Origin of the sequence: Pseudomonas sp. NBRC 111131 (assembly GCF_001320525.1) — a bacterium.
Taxonomy (GTDB): Bacteria; Pseudomonadota; Gammaproteobacteria; order Pseudomonadales; family Pseudomonadaceae; genus Aquipseudomonas; species Aquipseudomonas ceruminis.
This window is the reverse complement of sequence record NZ_BCBH01000005.1, coordinates 137,229-152,675: the sequence shown is the minus strand read 5'-3', so window position 1 is coordinate 152,675 and position 15,447 is coordinate 137,229. Positions and strand designations below refer to the sequence as shown.

Genomic DNA, 15,447 nt, shown 5'->3' with positions numbered 1-15,447 from the left:
TGGCATAAGGATTATGCCTACGGATTACATGCCGTAATCCTACGTAAGGGGGTTGTAATGGGTATTCAGGTCATTAGCCGGGACGGTCAGCCCGAGTACGCCGTCGTTCCCTGGGAGCAATACCAAGCGCTGCTTAGGGCCGCAGGGCAAGCCCCTGCCGAGGTGCTTGCCGAAACCAGCGAGGGCAATGCGTCAAGTGCACCTTTGCCGGCCTTCAGCCAGGTGTCGCAGTTGCGTCAGGCCAAAGGTATCGCTCCAGAGCAGCTGGCGCGTAATGTCGGCGTAAGCCCGGCGTACCTGAGCATGATCGAGTCAGGTGAGCGCCAGCCGGATGCGGCAATCCGCCGTGCCCTGGCCTGGCACCTGGGCGTCGCGGGTTGGAGCGAGCCGTCATGAGCCAGGTCAGGATCAGTCGTCAGCATTGGCAAAGCCTGCTGGACGAGCTTGATCTGGCCCGCCGTCAACGGCACTTGCTGACTTACCGCGCGCTGATCGAGCGCTTGCAATTGCCCTGTCCAGCGATGCAGACACTCACGGCCGCTCTGGAGTACCTGGCAGTACTGGATGCCCGTGCCGAGCAGCCCCTGCGTAGCTCGTTGGTGATCAGCCAAGGCGCCAGCCGCCTGCCGCGCACCGGCTTTTTCGAGTGCGTAGAGCGCCTGGGGCGCTTTACAGGGCCGGCCGATGGCATGGAAGCAGCCTCATGGCATGCCTCGGAGGTGGTGCGGGTGTTCGAATACAGCTATCCCGAGATCGCCTGATCGGTTCTCAGCGGGCTTGAAAACGAAAGGGCCGGGCATTGAGATGCCCGGCCCTTTTGCTTCACGTCCGTGACGCGGTTACTGCTTGGCTACCTTGGTGCTGGCACTCAGGTAGTCGATCAGGATGCGACCGGTTTCGGAGAGGTAGGCGTCGTCCTCCGGCTTGGTGTTTTCGTCCTCGGCCGGCAGCGCGTCCTCATCCTCTTTCTTCAGCTCTTTGAGCGGCTCTTCACCCTTGGCCTTGCGGCGGGTGTTTTCCAGCGCCAGCTGCTTGGCCTCGATTTCATCGTGGCGCGCACGACGGTCCTGCTCGTTGAGGCTGACAGTTTTCTCGTTCATGAGCTTCTGGGTCAGGGCGAGGCGGTCGCGGATGTAGGTGAATTCCGCATCCTTGTCGCTGCGCGCTTCATGCTGTGCCTTGAGCTGGGCCAGGAACGGCTTGAACGGGTCGCTTGCCGGTTTGATCGCCGGGCGGATGGTGTCCCATGGCATGGCCTCGGGCAGGGCACTCTCGCCGATTTCCTTGGTGTCGATGATCGACGGGTAGTCGATATCCGGCAACACGCCTTGGTGTTGAGTGCTTTGGCCGGAAACCCGGTAGAACTTGGCCAGGGTCAGCTTCAGCTCACCATGGTTAAGCGGTTGGATGGTCTGCACGGTGCCTTTGCCGAAGGTCTGGCCACCGATGATCAGCGCGCGGTGGTAGTCCTGCATGGCGCCGGCGAAGATCTCCGAGGCCGAAGCCGAGAGGCGGTTGACCAGCAGTGCCAGCGGGCCTTTGTAGAAGGCGCCAGGGTTTTCGTCTTCCAGCACATCCACGCGGCCGTCGCTGTTGCGTACCAGTACGGTCGGGCCTTTCTCGATGAACAGGCTGGTCAGCTCGGTGGCTTCCTGCAAGGAGCCGCCGCCGTTGTTGCGCAGGTCGATGACCACGCCGTCGACTTTTTCCTTTTGCAGCTCAGTCAGCAGCTTCTTGACGTCGCGCGTGGTGCTCTTGTAATCCGGATCCCCGGCACGGTAGGCCTTGAAGTCCAGGTAGAAGGCCGGGATTTCGATGATGCCCAGCTTGTAATCACGGCCATCCTGCTTGAGCTTGAGCACCGACTTCTTCGCTGCCTGCTCTTCAAGTTTCACCGCTTCACGGGTAATCGACACGATCTTGCTGGTCTGGTCGCTCGGCGCATTGCTGGCCGGGATGACTTCAAGGCGCACCACCGAGCCTTTCGGGCCGCGGATCAGTTTGACCACTTCGTCCAGGCGCCAGCCGACCACGTCGACCATTTCCTTGTTGCCCTGGGCAACGCCGATGATCTTGTCGGCCGGTGCGACCTGTTTGGTCTTGGCCGCAGGCCCGGCAGGCACCAAGCGCACGATCTTGACCTGGTCGTTGTCGCTTTGCAGCACAGCGCCGATGCCTTCGAGCGACAGGCTCATGTTGATGTCGAAGTTCTCGGCATTGTCCGGCGACAGGTAGTTGGTGTGCGGGTCGTAGGACTGGGCAAAGGTGTTGATGTAGGCCTGGAAGATGTCCTCGGCACGGGTCTGGTCCAGGCGCGCCAGTTGATTCTTGTAGCGCTTGGTCAGGGTTTCCTGGATCTGCTTGGGCTCTTTGCCGGCGATCTTCTGGCGCAGTACTTCGTCCTTGACGCGCTTGCGCCACAGGTCGTCCAGCTCGGCCTGGTTCTTCATCCACGGGGCATCCTTGCGGTCGATCAGCAAGGTTTCCTTGGTGGTGAAGTCCATCTTGTCCACGCCCTTGTTCAGCTCGGCCAGGGCGAAGTCCAGGCGTTGCTTGACGCGGTCGAGGTAGCGCTTGTAGATGGTGAAGCCGGGGTCCAGGTTACCGCTTTTGAGGAAGTCGTCGAACTGCGTCTTCCACTTGTCGAATTCGGCGATATCGGCGGCGGTGAAATAGCTGCGCGCCGGATCCAGCAACTTGATGTAGCTGTCGTAGATGATGACCGAGCGGGCGTCATCGAGCGGCGGTTTACTGTAGTGGTGGCGCTTTAATAGCTCCACCACGTTGAGGCTGGCGACGATTTCGTCACGGTCCGGCTGCAGGCTGTCCCACTTGTTGGCGGCCGCCGCATTGCCGCCGAGCGTGAGGCTGCCCAGGCCAATCATCAGGGCCAGGGCGGTGCTTGGTAGGAAATGCTTCATGCTGATTCGACGTGGAGGCAATTGATCACGCATAGTAGGCCGTCTTTTCCGTTGCCGGTTCCATTGAGCCGGACAAATACTGCAAAAAGCCTGGGGTAAGCGTTCCCCAGGCTCAGTCATGATTCAACTATGGAGGCACTGTGAAGGCATTGCAAGGCGTTGACGGACATGTGGAGTGGGTCGAGGCCGAACGCCCGGCCTGTGACGCCGGCCAAGTACGTATTCGCGTGGCGGCTGCCGGGCTGAACCGCGCTGACTTGTTGCAGATGAAGGGCCTGTACCCGCCACCGCCAGGGGCCAGCCCATACATGGGCCTGGAATGCGCTGGGGTGATCGAAGAAGTGGGGGCGGGCGCTGACTGGCGGGTAGGCGATCGGGTATGCGCGCTGCTGGCCAGCGGCGCCATGGCCGAAGAAGTCGTGGTGGACGCCCGCCATGTGCTGCCGGTGCCAGAAGGCTTGAGCCTGCACGAGGCGGCAGCGCTGCCCGAGGTGTACGCCACGGCGTGGTTGAACATTTTCCAGTTGGGCGCAGTCAAGGCGGGCGAGAAAGTGCTGGTGCACGCGGGGGCCAGCGGCGTGGGCTCGGCGGCGATCCAGCTGTGCAAGGCGTTTGGCAGCCCGGTGTATGTGAGCGTTGGCTCTCAGGACCGCCTTGCATACTGCCAGGCCCTGGGTGCGGCCGGGGGTGTGGTGCGTAACGAGAACCTCGATGATCTCGAGGGGCACGGGCCGTTCGACGTGATTCTCGATCCAGTGGGGGCGAGTTACGGGCAATTGAACCTCAAGCTGCTGGCACGCGATGGGCGTTGGGTGATCATTGGCCTGATGGGCGGGCGCCAGGTCGAGCTGGACCTGGCTCAGGTACTGGGCAAGCGCCTGGGCATCACCGGCTCCACATTGCGCAACCGCGACGATGGGTTCAAGGCCGAACTGCTGCGCGAGCTGCAGCAGCAGGTGTGGCCGTTGTTTACCGAAGGGCGCTTGTCGCCACAGCTGGTGGATACCTACCCGGTAGAGTTTGCCCAGGCGGCGTATGCCGAGCTTGAGAGCAATCAGGTGTCTGGCAAGCTGGTGATGGTGATAGATCCGAGCCTGGTGTAATCAGGGCCGGCCGCTTCGCAGTCAACCTGCGAAGCGGCCGGAACGAAAACCCTGGCAAAGGCTAGGACCAGCTCAGAATCGGCCAGCCATTGGTCTGGGCGTGTTCGCGCAGCACAGCATCCGGGTTCACCACATGGGGGTAATCCACTTTCAACAACAACGGCAGGTCATTCCTCGAGTCGGAATAGAAACTGGCCCCTTCCAGGTTTTCCTGCTCCTGGTCCAACCATTCCAGCAGCCGGGTAATCTTGCCCTCACGGTAAGTCAGCACGCCATGGGTCTTGCCCGTATATACCCCATTCACCGCTTCCAGCTCGATCGCCAGGTACTCGTCCACGCCCAGCCGTGCGGCAATTGGCCCAACCAGGTGCGTCCCCGAGGCTGAGATGATCAGAATGCGGTCGCCACGCTGGCGGTGTTCAGCGATGCAGCGGCAAGCATCGCCGTAGATGATCGGCTCGATCACTTCCTCGACCCAGGGCTCCACCAGGTGCTCGACCTCTTCCAGAGTGCGGCCGGCAATCGGCTCCAGGCTGAAGGCCATGTAGTCCTCCATCTGCAGGTGGCCCTTGCCGTAGGCCTCCATCAGTTCATGGTCACGGCGCAGGAACTCCTTGCCGTCGACCCAGCCCAGCCGTGCCATCTGCTCGCTCCACAGCGACGCGCAGTCACCGTGGATCAAGGTTTCGTCCAGATCGAATATTGCCAGTGCCATGTATTGAATCTCCTTAGGCCACTTCCCGTAGCGCCGTGGGGTCGATCGACAAGGATACCCGCTGCCCGTCGGGGTGCAGGTCGGCCGGTGAGCGGTTGAGCACATCGACCACCAGCTCTACCTCTCGCACCCGCACCCGGTAGCGGATCACGTTGCCGAGCAGGCTGTGACTGCGTACCTCACCCTCCAGTTCACCGTTCAGGCCCAGGGTGATCGACTCAGGACGGATGGCCAGGCGGCTGGCGACCGGGCGCTGCAGCAAGCGGCTGGCGCTGTCTGCATCGAGCACGTTGTAGTTGCCGATGAAGCCTGCGGCGAACAGGTCGACGGGCGCGGTGTAGAGGGTCTCGGCATCGCCACTCTGAACGATGCGCCCCTGGTTCATCAGGAAGATGCGGTCTGACATGGTCAGCGCTTCTTCCTGGTCGTGGGTGACGAAGATCGTGGTCAGCCCCAGCTCACGCTGGATGGCGCGAATCTGCTCGCGCAGGTGCTTGCGGATACGCGCATCCAGTGCCGACAGCGGCTCGTCGAGCAGCAGCAGGCGTGGGCGGGTGACCAGCGAGCGGGCCAAGGCCACGCGCTGGCATTGGCCCCCCGACAACTGGTGCGGGTAGCGCCCGGCAAAGCTGCCCAGTTCTACCAGGTCCAGGGCTTCGCGCACCCGCACCTGGCTCTCGTCGGCCTTGATCTTCTGCATGCGCAGGCCGAAGGCGACGTTCTGCTCCACGGTCATGTTGGGGAACAGCGCGTAGCTCTGAAACACCATGCCGATGCCACGCTTTTGCGGGCTCAGCGGGACGATGTCGTGGCCGTCGAGCAGGATCTGCCCGCCGTCTACCGGCGTCAGGCCGGCGATGCAACGCAGCAGGGTGGACTTGCCGCAGCCGGAGGGCCCAAGCAGGGTGACGAACTCGCCGCGTTCGATCTGGCAATCGATGTTTTCGAACACCGGGGTGCCGGCATAGCTTTTGTGCAGTTTCTGTACGCTGACGAAGCTCATGTCAGGTTTTATCCTTGTTCAGGCGGTTGGCAACCCAGGTCAGCACCAGCACGAAGGCGAAGTACGAGATCACCAGCGCGCTGTTGAAGTGGCCGCTGCTGTTGCGCATGTTGTTCAGGTACACCTGCAGGGTCTCGTAGCGAGTACCGACCAGCAGGTTGGCAAACACGAACTCACCGAACAGGAACGAGAACGACAGCAGCAGCGCTACCATCAGGCCTTTGCGCAGGTTAGGCAGCACGACCAGGAACGCGGCTTGCCAGGTGCTGGCACCAAGCAACTGGGCGGCGTCCATCAGATCGCGCAGGTTGATGGCCTGCAGGTTGTTGGTGATCGCCCGGTACATGAAGGGCAAGGCGATGGTGAAGTAGCAGCCGATCAGGATCCACGGAGTGCCGACCATGGCCATCGGACCACTGCCGTACAGCTGCAACAGACCTACCGAGGACACCACCGGCGGCACCGCGAACGGCAGCAGGATGAGGACGTTCATCAAGGCGTCGAGCTTGGGAAAGTGGTAGTGCACCACGAACAGCAGCGGCAGGATCAGCACCACCGACAGCATCAGCGCACCCACGCACACCAGCAGCGATTGGCCGAAGGCGGCGAGAAAGCGCGGTTCACTCCACAATGCCACGTACCATTTCAGGGTCAGCCCACTGGGCAGCAGGCTGGCGGACCAATTGGTGGCCAGCGAGTAGAGCAGGGTGCCCGCCAGCGGCAGCAGCAGGATCAGGAACAGCAAGTACACCACCAGCCGGTGATACAGGCTGCTGGGGTTCGGCTTGGTCAAGGGCTTAGCGGGCATGGTAGCTCCTTTTCAGCAGCCATTGATGGGCCACTGTGACCAGCGTCATCAACCCCACCAGCACCATGGCCAGGGCGCTGGCCAGGTTCGGGTCGAGGCTGATGTCCCCGGCCACCAGGCCAGCGATGCGGATCGTCAACACGTTGAAGTTGCCGGTGGTCAGCGCATACACCGTGGCGTAGGCGCCCAGGGCGTTGGCCAGCAGGATCACGAACGTGCCCAGCAGCGCGGGGGTCAATACCGGCAGGCCAATGTGCCGCCAGTACTGCCAGTGGCTGGCGCCCAGCAGCGCGGCCGATTCACGCCAGTCTTCGCGCAAGGCGTCGAATGCCGGGTAAAGCAGCAGTACGCCCAGGGGGATCTGGAAGTAGGTGTAGACCAGGATCAAGCCGGGCTTGGAATAGATGCTGAAGTCTTCCAGCAGGCCGATCTGTTTGAGCAGCAGGGTCAGTGCCCCATTGAAACCGAGCAGGATGATGAAGGCGAAGGCCAGCGGCACACCGGTGAAATTACTGGTCATGTTGGCGAAGGCGCTGACGAAGTCGCGCAACCGTGAATCGACCTGGCGCAGCGAATAGGCACCCAGCGTGGCGATGACGATGCCGAACAGGCTCGACCAGAAGCTGATCTCCAGGCTGCGTTGCAGCGCCTGCAGGTAGAACTTGGAGGCAAACACCTTACTGAAGTTTTCAACACCCCAGCCAGCCTCTGATTGCACACTGTTGATCGCCACCCAGGCCAGCGGGGCGATCTGGAAAATGATGAAGAACACGGTGAACGGCAGCAGGCAGAGCAGGGCGAGGTAACGGCCACGGGAGCTGGACTTCACTTGAGCAGCTCCCGGCAGACGGTCTTGTCATGGGGAGCGCCCAACAGCTCGCAGAGGGTGCCGCACAGTTCGGTCTGCAACGGCTTGGCCGCCGGGTCGAGGCTGAAAGCATCGCCGAACACGAACAACGGCACCTCGCGTTCTTCGGCCAGCAGGCCATTGTGCGAACGGTCGTTGTTCATACCGTGGTCGGCGGTGACCAGCACCTGGTAGCCCTCTTCGAGCCAGCGTGGCAGATAGTCGGCCAGAAGAATGTCGGCGCTGCGTGCGGCGTTGCGGTACTGGCTGCTGTCCAGGCCATGACGGTGGCCGGCGTCGTCGATGTTCATCGGGTGCACCAGCAGGAAGTTCGGGGCATGGCGCCGGCGCAGGTATTCGGCATCAGCCAGCAGGTGCGAGTCGGGGTAATGGTCAGCCCAGTAGAACAGGCCGTGCTGGATTGGCAGCTTCGGTGCGTGGGTATGGCGGTCACGCAGCGGGTCGAAGGGTGAGCGGTTGTACAGTTCGCTTACCCAGTGATAGGCCGCCGCAGCTGTGCCCAGGTTGGCTTCGCGGGCGTAGTGGAACACGCTGCGCTGGTTGGACAGGCGGTTGACGTTGTTGTGCACGATGCCGCTGTCGATCGGCGGTACGCCGGTCAGGATGCACTCGTACAACGGGCGCGACAGGGAAGGTAACTCGCATTCCACGCGGTACAGCGCGGCGCGGTCGGCTTCGACGTAGGCGTGCAGGTGACCCATGGCGTGGTGGGCCACCTGGTAGTTGAGGCCGTCGAGCAGGACCAGGATGACATTGTGGTTCATTCGAAGCTCCGCAGGTTTTCAAGATCGGCCGCTGTGCGGCCGTTCGCGGGTCAAGCCCGCTCCCATTGGTTCTCCACAGCTGTGCTGTACCTGTGGGAGCGGGCTTGCCCCGCGAACGAGGGCTTGCCCTCGCTGTCACTCCATCTCGATGATCACTTGCTCCTGCCACATCTGCGGCAGCTTCTTCGAGGTCGCTTCCCACACTTCGGCATTCTTGATCGGCTGCGCAGCACCGTATTGCGCGTTGGGCAGCAGCTTGGCCTGCACGTCGGCCGGCAGTTTCAGGTGCTCGGCGCGGATCGGCCGGGCATGCCCCTTGGCCAGGTTGATCTGCCCGGCGTCGCTGAAGATGTATTCACGTGCCAGCTTGGCCGCGTTCGGGTGCTTGGCGTATTTGTTGATGATGGTGGTGTAGCCCGAGGTGATCGATCCGTCCGAAGGGATCAGCACTTCGAAGCGCTTGGGGTCGATCTGATCACGGTAGCTCAGGCCATTGAAGTCCCACACCACGCCGACTTCCACTTCGCCTTTTTCCAGGGTCTGGATGGTCGGGTTGGCCAGCGACAGGCGTTTTTGCTGGGCCAGCTTGGTGAACAGCTGCAGGCCCGGCGCGACGTTGCTCTCGTCACCCTTGTAGGCGATGGCCGCAGCCAGTACGCCGTTGGCAGCTTGGGCGGCGGTGCCGACGTCACCGATGGCGACCTTGTACTTGCCTTTTTCCAGGTCGTGCCAGGTTTTAGGGCGTTCCTCTTCCTTCACCAGGTCCTTGTTGATGATGAAGGCGATGGTGCCGGTATAGGCCAGTGCCCAGTGGCCGTCCTTGTCCTTTGCCCAGTCGGGCACCTGGTCCCAGGTGCTGGGCTTGTATGGCTGGCTCACGTCCTTGGCCACGGCAATCGGGCCGAAGGCTGCGCCCACGTCGCCGATGTCGGCGCTGGCATTGTCCTTCTCGGCGTCGAACTTGGCGATTTCCTGGGCCGAGCTCATGTCGGTGTCGCTGTGCTTGAGGCCGTACTTGTTGGCCAGGTCTTCCCAGGTGCCTTTCCAGTTGGCCCAGGCATCGGGCATGCCCACGCTGTTGACGGTGCCTTCCTTGCGGGCGGCGTCTTCCAGGGCCTTGAGGTCGGTGCCGGCCGCCATGGCCGAGGTACACAATGCGATGGCCGAGCCGAGCAGTGAGGCCATGAAGAACTTTTTCATCCGAAGCTCCTTGGGTGGGTGCCTTTAGCGATCGTTGTTATGAATGAAACCTTTGCTTGTGAACCCTTTGGTCTAGGTCAGCAAACCTTGAGCCAAGGTAGGCCGCTTGCGTGACAATTTGATGTACGGGATGCCCTCAAACAGGTGGCAAGGTTTGCTGAAAATACAGCGTAGCCCAGATCGCAGCCCGCGATTTACAGGGCTTGGCCCGAATCTCGCAATGCTCGGGCAATGGGGGGCGCAGCCTTTGTCACAGGATGTTCATAAGCCCTGCCTAGGCTTGCACTATTCTCCAACTGCCCTGTTTTGGGGCTGGACTAGTCCAGATAGGTAACCTTTGATGCAGTCAACGCCACCGCGTGCGGTAACAGCCATCTGCCATGCCTTGCAGGAGCAGATCGAGCACGGCCTGCTGGCGCCGGGCGGCAAGCTGCCGGCCGAACGCAAGCTCAGCGAAGTGTTCGACACCACCCGCATTACCCTGCGTGAGGCGCTGGCGCAACTGGAGGCACACGGGTTGATCTACCGTGAAGAGCGGCGCGGCTGGTTCGTTGCGCCAGAGCGGCTGACCTACGACCTGATCGAGCGTAGCCATTTTCATGCAATGGTGCGGGACCAGGGGCGGGAGGCAAGCACCGAGCTGCTGTCGGCCCGGCTGCAACCGGCTTCGGCGGCCATCTGTGCGCGCCTGCGCTTGCCAGCGCTGTCCAGTGTGGTGCGGATCTGTCGGTTGCGGCGTATCGATGGGCGTGCGGTGCTGTACGCCGAGCATTACCTCAACCCGACGTACTTCCCTGCTATCCTCGAGCAGAACCTGGCGCAATCGCTCACGGAGATTTACGGGCGGGTGTATGGCATCCGCTATGGGCAGGTGCGTTTCGAGATCCTGCCGACGGCATTGCCGGTGGAGGCGGCAGCGGCACTGAAGGTGTCCACGGGCAGCCCGGGGTTGCATATCACCCGGGTCAACAGTGACCAGCATGGGCACCTGATCGACTGTGACCTGGAGTATTGGCGCCATGATGCGATTCGCATCCGCGCACAGGCAGGGTAGGGCTGGGCAATCGCTCCAGGAGCGACTTGCCCTGCAAATCACTTGGACTAAAAGCGGCCCCTAGCTGGAAGCGCCCGCAGTGTCTGAGAGGCCACCCCCGCCTGCCGTCACCACCTGCACCGACAGGCGTGGTGTCGCCAGGTCCAACCCTGCCTCATCCAGCTGGCGTTTCAACGCCAGGTTGAATGCCCGCGACACCTCCCACTGCTTGATCGGTGCGGTCTTGAAGCGCGCCCGCAGCACTGCCGAGCCCGACTCGAAGCTTTCCACCCCCTGCAGCTCCAGCGGCGACCAGATATTGCGGCGCATCAGCGGGTCGTTGCGCATCTTCTGCCCCACTTCGCGGATCAGTGTGATGGCCTGGTCGATGTTCATGCTGTGTGGAATCGCCACGCGGAAGATCGCATAACCAAATTCGCGGGAGTAGTTCTTGATGCTTTTGATCTCGCTGAACGGGATGGTGTGCACGATGCCGTCGATGTCGCGCAGGCGCACGGTGCGGATGGTCAGGCCCTCTACGGTGCCCAGGTGGCCGCCGACGTCGACATAGTCGTCGATGGCCAGCGAGTCTTCGATGATGATGAACAGACCGGTGATCAGGTCGGCCACCAGCGATTGGGCGCCAAAGCCGATGGCCAGGCCGATCACACCGGCACCGGCCAGCAGCGGGGTGACGTTCATGCCCATGTTGGCCAGGGCGACAATCACCGCGATGATGAAGATCACCACGAACATCACGTTGCGGATCAGCGGCATCATGGTTTGCGCCCGGGCATTGGCCAGGCCTCGGCGCGAACGCACCAGCGCGTGGTGCACGGCAGTGTCGGCCAGGATCCACACCAGCCAGGCGACAATCAGCGTGCCGGCCAGGCCCAGCAAGCGCAGGCTGACTTCATGACCGTCACCCTCGGCGAAGCTGATCATCGACAGGCCCCACACGCGCAGGCCCAGCTCGATGAACACCAGCCAGATGAACAGGTGCAACAGCACGTAAGCGAAGTTGCGCAGGCGCTCGGTGTACACCGCCTGGCGCTTGTTGGCGCGCTTGGGGTTGGCGGCGTGGCGGCGCACCAGGCCATTGAGCACCATGCACACCACCACCAGCACCGTGCACATCAGCGACTGGCGCAATGCGGTACTGGTGTCACCGGCCGAAACGAAGGTGGCGAACAGCGAGATCGCTACCAGAATCAGCGCCGGAATGAACCAGAAGCTGCCAAGAATCTCGATGGTATCGCTCAGGGTACGCCGCGTCAGGCGCCGAGACAGCGGCTGGTTGCGGATCAGGTGGGCGATCGGGCGGCGGAAACGCAGGATGAACAACCCGGTGCACAGCGCGGCGACGACATTGGCCAAGGTGGCCAGGGCGTGCGCGAGGTGGGTGCCTAGGGCGACCGTCAGGCGTGGGTCGCTCATCGCTTCGCCAAAGGCCGCGAAGCTGCCGATCAGCCACAGGGGGCGGAAGGCTTGGTGACGCAGGATGTGCAAGGCGCGGTGGCGGTGCGGGCCGTCGAGCAGCGAGAAGGCGATCACGCAGATGGCCGAGAAGCAGGTGCCTACCACCAGCGCATAGGCCAGCACCATGGCCATCGACTTGCCGAGCGAGGAGGGCAGGGCAAAGCTCAGGTACACCGTGAACACCAGCGCTACCAGCCAGGGCCCCAGCTTGCGCAAGGCGAAGCGCACCAAGTCCCAGGTACGGGGGTGCTGCGGCAGTTCCTCGGTCAGGCCAAAGCGGACCCGGACGCGGTGGCCGATCCAGTTGAAGGCATAGGCCAGCAGGCTCCAGACCGCGAAGATCGCGGCAAAACCGAAGAGGATTGCCGGCCACTGGTGCACCGGTACCACCAGCTCAGCCAACTCCGCCTGCGCCTGGTCGATCTCCAGCGACCAGCGATGAAACGGGCTGGCATCGCCGCTGAACTGCTGTTCAAAGTCATGCAGCGCGCCGCCGATCAGGCCCAGCACGCCTTGTTCCACGGTCGGTTGAGATTGTTTTGTGGCGTCGCGCAGCTTCTTCAGGTCGGCCAGCAGCTTGGCGCGTTGCTGGTCGTTTTCCAGGTTCTTGATCACCTCGTCCAGCGACTTGCCCAAAGGCTCGGTGGCTTCTGGCTGTGCGGGGGTGCTGGAGCCAAGCAGGCCGGGCAGGCCTGCGGCCTGTACCGGGGCGATGAACAGAAAAAGCAGCAGGATCAGGCAACGCAGAAAGGCTGGCACCGGGAAATCTACCTCAGGTCAAACGATTGACCGAGTGTAGAGGTTTATGTGGGGAGTTTCTCCAGGATCTTCCAGCAGGTGAGGCCGAATATGCCCAAGGTGCCGATCCACATCATCAGCACGCCGACATTGCGCTCGCGCATGCTGAAGCCGATCGTCAGCAGCATCAGGAACAGGAATACCGGGATAAACAGCGAGATGAAGGGGGACATGGTGAGCGATCCTTGTGCACGGTGAAGGTGGATGCTTTAAGCATAGTGGTTAGCTGGCGAAGCGGGATGACATGCATCACAGCAATGCCCGCTCCACGGATGGGGCGGGCATTGCTGTCGATCAGGGCAGTTCGCGGCTGCGGTAGAACGCCGTCAACACCTTCACCAGGTGTGCCAGGTCATGGCTGCCGCACAGCTCGCGGATCGAGTGCATGGCAAAGGTCGGCAGGCCGATGTCGACCGTGCGTACACCGAGGTGGCTGGCGGTGATTGGGCCGATGGTCGAGCCGCAACCCATGTCGCTGCGCACCACGAAGCTTTGCACCGGCACTTCTTCGGCCATGCACAGGTGGCGGAAGAAACCAGCCGTTTCGCTGTTGGTGGCGTAGCGCTGGTTGTTGTTGACCTTGATCACAGGCCCGGCATTGAGCTTGGGCCCGTGGTTGCCGTCGTGCCGGTCGGCGTAGTTGGGGTGCACGCCATGGGCGTTGTCGGCCGAGACCATCAGCGAGCGCTGAACGGTACGCACATAGGCGTCGCCGTCCGGCAGCAGGCGCTGCAGGGTTTGCTCCAGCATCGGGCCGTCGGCGCCGCAGGCCGAGCAGCTGCCGACCTCTTCGTGGTCGTTGCATACCAGCACGCAGGTTTCATCGCTGTCGGCCGCCAGCAGGGCCTGCAGGCCGGCGTAGCACGACAGCAGGTTATCCAGGCGAGCGCCAGCGATGAAGTCGCCGTTCAGGCCGATCAGTGCGGCATCCTGGGTGTCGTAGAAGCTCAGTTCGTAATCCAGCACCACGTCGGCGTTCAGTTCATGTTCGCGAGCCAACTGCTCGGTGAGCAGGGCACGGAAGTCGATACGCTCGTCACCCGCGACCTGGGCCAGGATCGGCGGCAGTTCGTTCTGCGGGTTGATCTGCCAGCCTTCGTTGGCGGTGCGGTTGAGGTGGATCGCCAGGTTAGGGATGATCGCGATCGGCAACTTGAAGTCGATCAGCTGGCTTTCGACCTTGCCGTCGCGGCGGAAGGTGACCCGGCCCGCCAGTGACAGGTCACGGTCGAACCACGGCGCCAGCAGGGCGCCGCCGTACACTTCCACGCCCAGTTGCAAGAAGCCCTGGCGTTGCAGCTCTGGCTGCGGCTTGACCCGCAGGCACGGGCTGTCGGTGTGCGCCCCGACCATGCGGATACCGCCCAGCAGCGGCGCTTGCTTGCCCAGCTTGATGGCGATGATCGAAGAGTCGTTGCGGGTGACGTAGTAGCGGCCGCCAGGCACCGTGGCCCAGCTGTCACGCTCGTCCAGGCGCTGGTAGCCGGCAGCCTCCAGGCGCTGGGCCAGGCTGGCGGTGGCGTGGAAGGGCGTGGGGGAAGCCTTGAGGAAATCGATCAGGCCGGTATTCAGTGCTTCGCGCATAACTCACTCCAGATTCGAGCTTCAAGCTGCAAGCTGCAAGCTTCAAGCAAGAGCAGCTCGCGGAGCAAGCTCCAACGCGATCTGCCCTGGCTTTTTCTTGCAGCCGTGTAGCTTGAGGCGTGCAGCTTAAAAAGGTGCGGGGCACTCGAATTTCAACCGCTCCCCGGTAGTCGGGTGGGTGAAACTCAGCATTGCCGCATGCAGGCACAACCGCTCATGCGCCGCCAAGGCCTCAGGGTTGGCGTACAGCCGGTCACCTAGCAGCGGGTGCCCGATCGACAGCATGTGCACACGCAACTGGTGGGAACGGCCGGTGATGGGGGTCAGCTCGACCCGGCAGTAGTCGCCGCAACGCTCGATGATGCGCCAGAAGGTCAGGGCATGCTTACCCTGTTCATGGTCCACCACGTGGCGCGGCTTGGTGGGTGGGTCGTAGCGCAGTGGCAGGTCGATGCTGCCGCTGTCCAGCGTCGGCTGGCCCCAGCACAGTGCGGTGTAGGCTTTTTCGGTTTCGCGGTCGTGGAACTGGCGCGACAGCTCGCGGTGGCTGTCGGCATCCCGTGCCAGCAGGATGATGCCGGAGGTTTCCCAGTCCAGGCGGTGCACGATCAACGCATCCGGGTAGCCGTTTTCCTGCAGGCGGGTAATCAGGCAGTCCTTGTTGTTGTCGGCACGGCCTGGTACCGACAGCAGCAGGGTCGGTTTGTTGATCACCAGGATGGCGGCGTCTTCGTGCAGGATCTGAATGTTGGACAGCGGCATTGCGTGATCTCGGTTAAATCGGGGAAAACCATTGGGGCCGCCTTGCGGCCCATCGCAGGCAAGCCAGCTCCTTCAGGTACAGCGCGACCCTGTAGGAGCTGGCTTGCCTGCGATGGGCTGCAAGGCAGCCCCAAAGTGCCAGCTTGGCCGATCAGCGATCAGGCAAGGTGATGTTCAGCTCAAGAATCGAGCAACTGCCTTGGTTTTCCAACTCGATATGCACGTCATCGTTGCCAATGTTCACATACTTGCGGATCACTTCCAGCAGTTCTTTCTGCAGCGCCGGCAGGTAGTCCGGCTCGCTGCGCTGGCCGCGCTCATGCGCCACGATGATCTGTAGACGCTCTTTCGCTACCGACGCGCTGGTCTGTTTCTGTCTGCCACGAAAGAAGTCAAAAAGGTTCATGGT

General features: G+C 62.4%; 16 protein-coding genes. 4 read left to right on the top strand and 12 right to left on the bottom strand.

Annotation, left to right across the window (positions count from 1 at the left end; all coding sequences use genetic code 11):
- Positions 1-57: 57 nt before the first annotated feature.
- Together APH34_RS07310 and APH34_RS07305 are read left to right on the top strand one after the other, a co-directional pair.
- Positions 58-396 carry a helix-turn-helix transcriptional regulator gene (locus APH34_RS07310; protein WP_054900513.1) on the top strand — a complete coding sequence of 113 codons (339 nt, stop codon included), beginning with the start codon at positions 58-60 and terminating at the stop codon, positions 394-396.
- Positions 393-761: a hypothetical protein gene (locus APH34_RS07305; RefSeq protein WP_054900512.1), complete on the top strand. Its 369-nt coding sequence runs from the start codon at positions 393-395 to the stop codon at positions 759-761. The genes APH34_RS07310 and APH34_RS07305 overlap by 4 nt, the downstream gene beginning before the upstream one ends.
- Before the next feature lie 78 nt (positions 762-839).
- Here APH34_RS07305 and APH34_RS07300 read toward each other — a convergent pair whose 3' ends face one another.
- Positions 840-2,921: a carboxy terminal-processing peptidase gene (locus tag APH34_RS07300; RefSeq protein ID WP_176512611.1), complete on the bottom strand. Its 2,082-nt coding sequence runs from the start codon at positions 2,919-2,921 to the stop codon at positions 840-842.
- A gap of 140 nt (positions 2,922-3,061) precedes the next feature.
- On the opposite strand from APH34_RS07300, the gene APH34_RS07295 reads away from it, so the two are divergent.
- On the top strand, positions 3,062-4,024 hold the full coding sequence (locus APH34_RS07295; protein WP_054900510.1) for an NAD(P)H-quinone oxidoreductase: 963 nt from the start codon (positions 3,062-3,064) through the stop codon (positions 4,022-4,024).
- A gap of 61 nt (positions 4,025-4,085) precedes the next feature.
- On the opposite strand, the gene APH34_RS07290 is transcribed toward APH34_RS07295, so the two are convergent.
- From APH34_RS07290 to APH34_RS07265, 6 genes are all read right to left on the bottom strand, one after another.
- Positions 4,086-4,739, bottom strand: a complete 654-nt coding sequence (locus tag APH34_RS07290; RefSeq protein ID WP_054900509.1) for an HAD family phosphatase — start codon at positions 4,737-4,739, stop codon at positions 4,086-4,088.
- A gap of 13 nt (positions 4,740-4,752) precedes the next feature.
- A complete protein-coding gene (locus APH34_RS07285; protein ID WP_054900508.1) occupies positions 4,753-5,742 on the bottom strand; it encodes an ABC transporter ATP-binding protein in 990 nt (329 codons plus the stop codon).
- 1 nt (position 5,743) lies between these two features.
- The gene (locus tag APH34_RS07280; RefSeq protein ID WP_054900507.1) at positions 5,744-6,550 is read right to left on the bottom strand and encodes an ABC transporter permease; all 807 of its coding nucleotides are present in this window, start codon (positions 6,548-6,550) and stop codon (positions 5,744-5,746) included.
- Entirely contained in the window at positions 6,540-7,379 is an 840-nt protein-coding gene (locus tag APH34_RS07275; protein ID WP_054900506.1) for an ABC transporter permease subunit, read from the bottom strand. Before APH34_RS07275 ends, APH34_RS07280 begins: the two co-directional genes overlap by 11 nt.
- Complete coding sequence (locus APH34_RS07270) at positions 7,376-8,182, bottom strand: alkaline phosphatase family protein (protein WP_054900505.1); 807 nt, start codon at positions 8,180-8,182, stop codon at positions 7,376-7,378. The genes APH34_RS07275 and APH34_RS07270 overlap by 4 nt, the downstream gene beginning before the upstream one ends.
- Before the next feature lie 135 nt (positions 8,183-8,317).
- Positions 8,318-9,382 carry an ABC transporter substrate-binding protein gene (locus tag APH34_RS07265; protein WP_054900504.1) on the bottom strand — a complete coding sequence of 355 codons (1,065 nt, stop codon included), beginning with the start codon at positions 9,380-9,382 and terminating at the stop codon, positions 8,318-8,320.
- Positions 9,383-9,722: 340 nt separating this feature from the next.
- On the opposite strand from APH34_RS07265, the gene APH34_RS07260 reads away from it, so the two are divergent.
- Positions 9,723-10,436, top strand: coding sequence for a UTRA domain-containing protein (locus APH34_RS07260; RefSeq protein ID WP_054900503.1), 714 nt, complete (start codon positions 9,723-9,725; stop codon positions 10,434-10,436).
- A gap of 60 nt (positions 10,437-10,496) precedes the next feature.
- On the opposite strand, the gene APH34_RS07255 is transcribed toward APH34_RS07260, so the two are convergent.
- The 5 genes from APH34_RS07255 to minE form a co-directional block, all read right to left on the bottom strand.
- The gene (locus tag APH34_RS07255; protein WP_054900502.1) at positions 10,497-12,653 is read right to left on the bottom strand and encodes a mechanosensitive ion channel family protein; all 2,157 of its coding nucleotides are present in this window, start codon (positions 12,651-12,653) and stop codon (positions 10,497-10,499) included.
- Positions 12,654-12,697: 44 nt separating this feature from the next.
- Positions 12,698-12,865: a hypothetical protein gene (locus APH34_RS29510; protein ID WP_176512607.1), complete on the bottom strand. Its 168-nt coding sequence runs from the start codon at positions 12,863-12,865 to the stop codon at positions 12,698-12,700.
- 121 nt (positions 12,866-12,986) lie between these two features.
- Positions 12,987-14,276 (bottom strand): M18 family aminopeptidase, encoded by a 1,290-nt coding sequence (locus tag APH34_RS07250; protein WP_054900501.1) that lies wholly within the window; start codon positions 14,274-14,276, stop codon positions 12,987-12,989.
- 126 nt (positions 14,277-14,402) lie between these two features.
- The gene (locus APH34_RS07245) at positions 14,403-15,038 is read right to left on the bottom strand and encodes an RluA family pseudouridine synthase (RefSeq protein ID WP_054900500.1); all 636 of its coding nucleotides are present in this window, start codon (positions 15,036-15,038) and stop codon (positions 14,403-14,405) included.
- Between the two features lie 151 nt (positions 15,039-15,189).
- Positions 15,190-15,444 (bottom strand): cell division topological specificity factor MinE, encoded by a 255-nt coding sequence (gene minE / locus APH34_RS07240; RefSeq protein ID WP_003252572.1) that lies wholly within the window; start codon positions 15,442-15,444, stop codon positions 15,190-15,192.
- Positions 15,445-15,447: the final 3 nt, after the last annotated feature.

Excerpts from the sequence above, each read along its gene's own strand:
- APH34_RS07280 (WP_054900507.1), bottom strand. The coding sequence starts at position 6,550 with ATGCCCGCTAAGCCCTTGACCAAGCCGAACCCCAGCAGCCTGTATCAC.
- APH34_RS07285 (WP_054900508.1), bottom strand. The coding sequence starts at position 5,742 with ATGAGCTTCGTCAGCGTACAGAAACTGCACAAAAGCTATGCCGGCACC.
- APH34_RS07305 (WP_054900512.1), top strand. The coding sequence starts at position 393 with ATGAGCCAGGTCAGGATCAGTCGTCAGCATTGGCAAAGCCTGCTGGAC.
- minE (WP_003252572.1), bottom strand. The coding sequence starts at position 15,444 with ATGAACCTTTTTGACTTCTTTCGTGGCAGACAGAAACAGACCAGCGCG.
- APH34_RS07250 (WP_054900501.1), bottom strand. The coding sequence starts at position 14,276 with ATGCGCGAAGCACTGAATACCGGCCTGATCGATTTCCTCAAGGCTTCC.
- APH34_RS29510 (WP_176512607.1), bottom strand. The coding sequence starts at position 12,865 with ATGTCCCCCTTCATCTCGCTGTTTATCCCGGTATTCCTGTTCCTGATG.
- APH34_RS07265 (WP_054900504.1), bottom strand. The coding sequence starts at position 9,382 with ATGAAAAAGTTCTTCATGGCCTCACTGCTCGGCTCGGCCATCGCATTG.
- APH34_RS07270 (WP_054900505.1), bottom strand. The coding sequence starts at position 8,182 with ATGAACCACAATGTCATCCTGGTCCTGCTCGACGGCCTCAACTACCAG.
- APH34_RS07260 (WP_054900503.1), top strand. The coding sequence starts at position 9,723 with ATGCAGTCAACGCCACCGCGTGCGGTAACAGCCATCTGCCATGCCTTG.
- APH34_RS07300 (WP_176512611.1), bottom strand. The coding sequence starts at position 2,921 with ATGAAGCATTTCCTACCAAGCACCGCCCTGGCCCTGATGATTGGCCTG.
- APH34_RS07290 (WP_054900509.1), bottom strand. The coding sequence starts at position 4,739 with ATGGCACTGGCAATATTCGATCTGGACGAAACCTTGATCCACGGTGAC.
- APH34_RS07245 (WP_054900500.1), bottom strand. The coding sequence starts at position 15,038 with ATGCCGCTGTCCAACATTCAGATCCTGCACGAAGACGCCGCCATCCTG.
- APH34_RS07310 (WP_054900513.1), top strand. The coding sequence starts at position 58 with ATGGGTATTCAGGTCATTAGCCGGGACGGTCAGCCCGAGTACGCCGTC.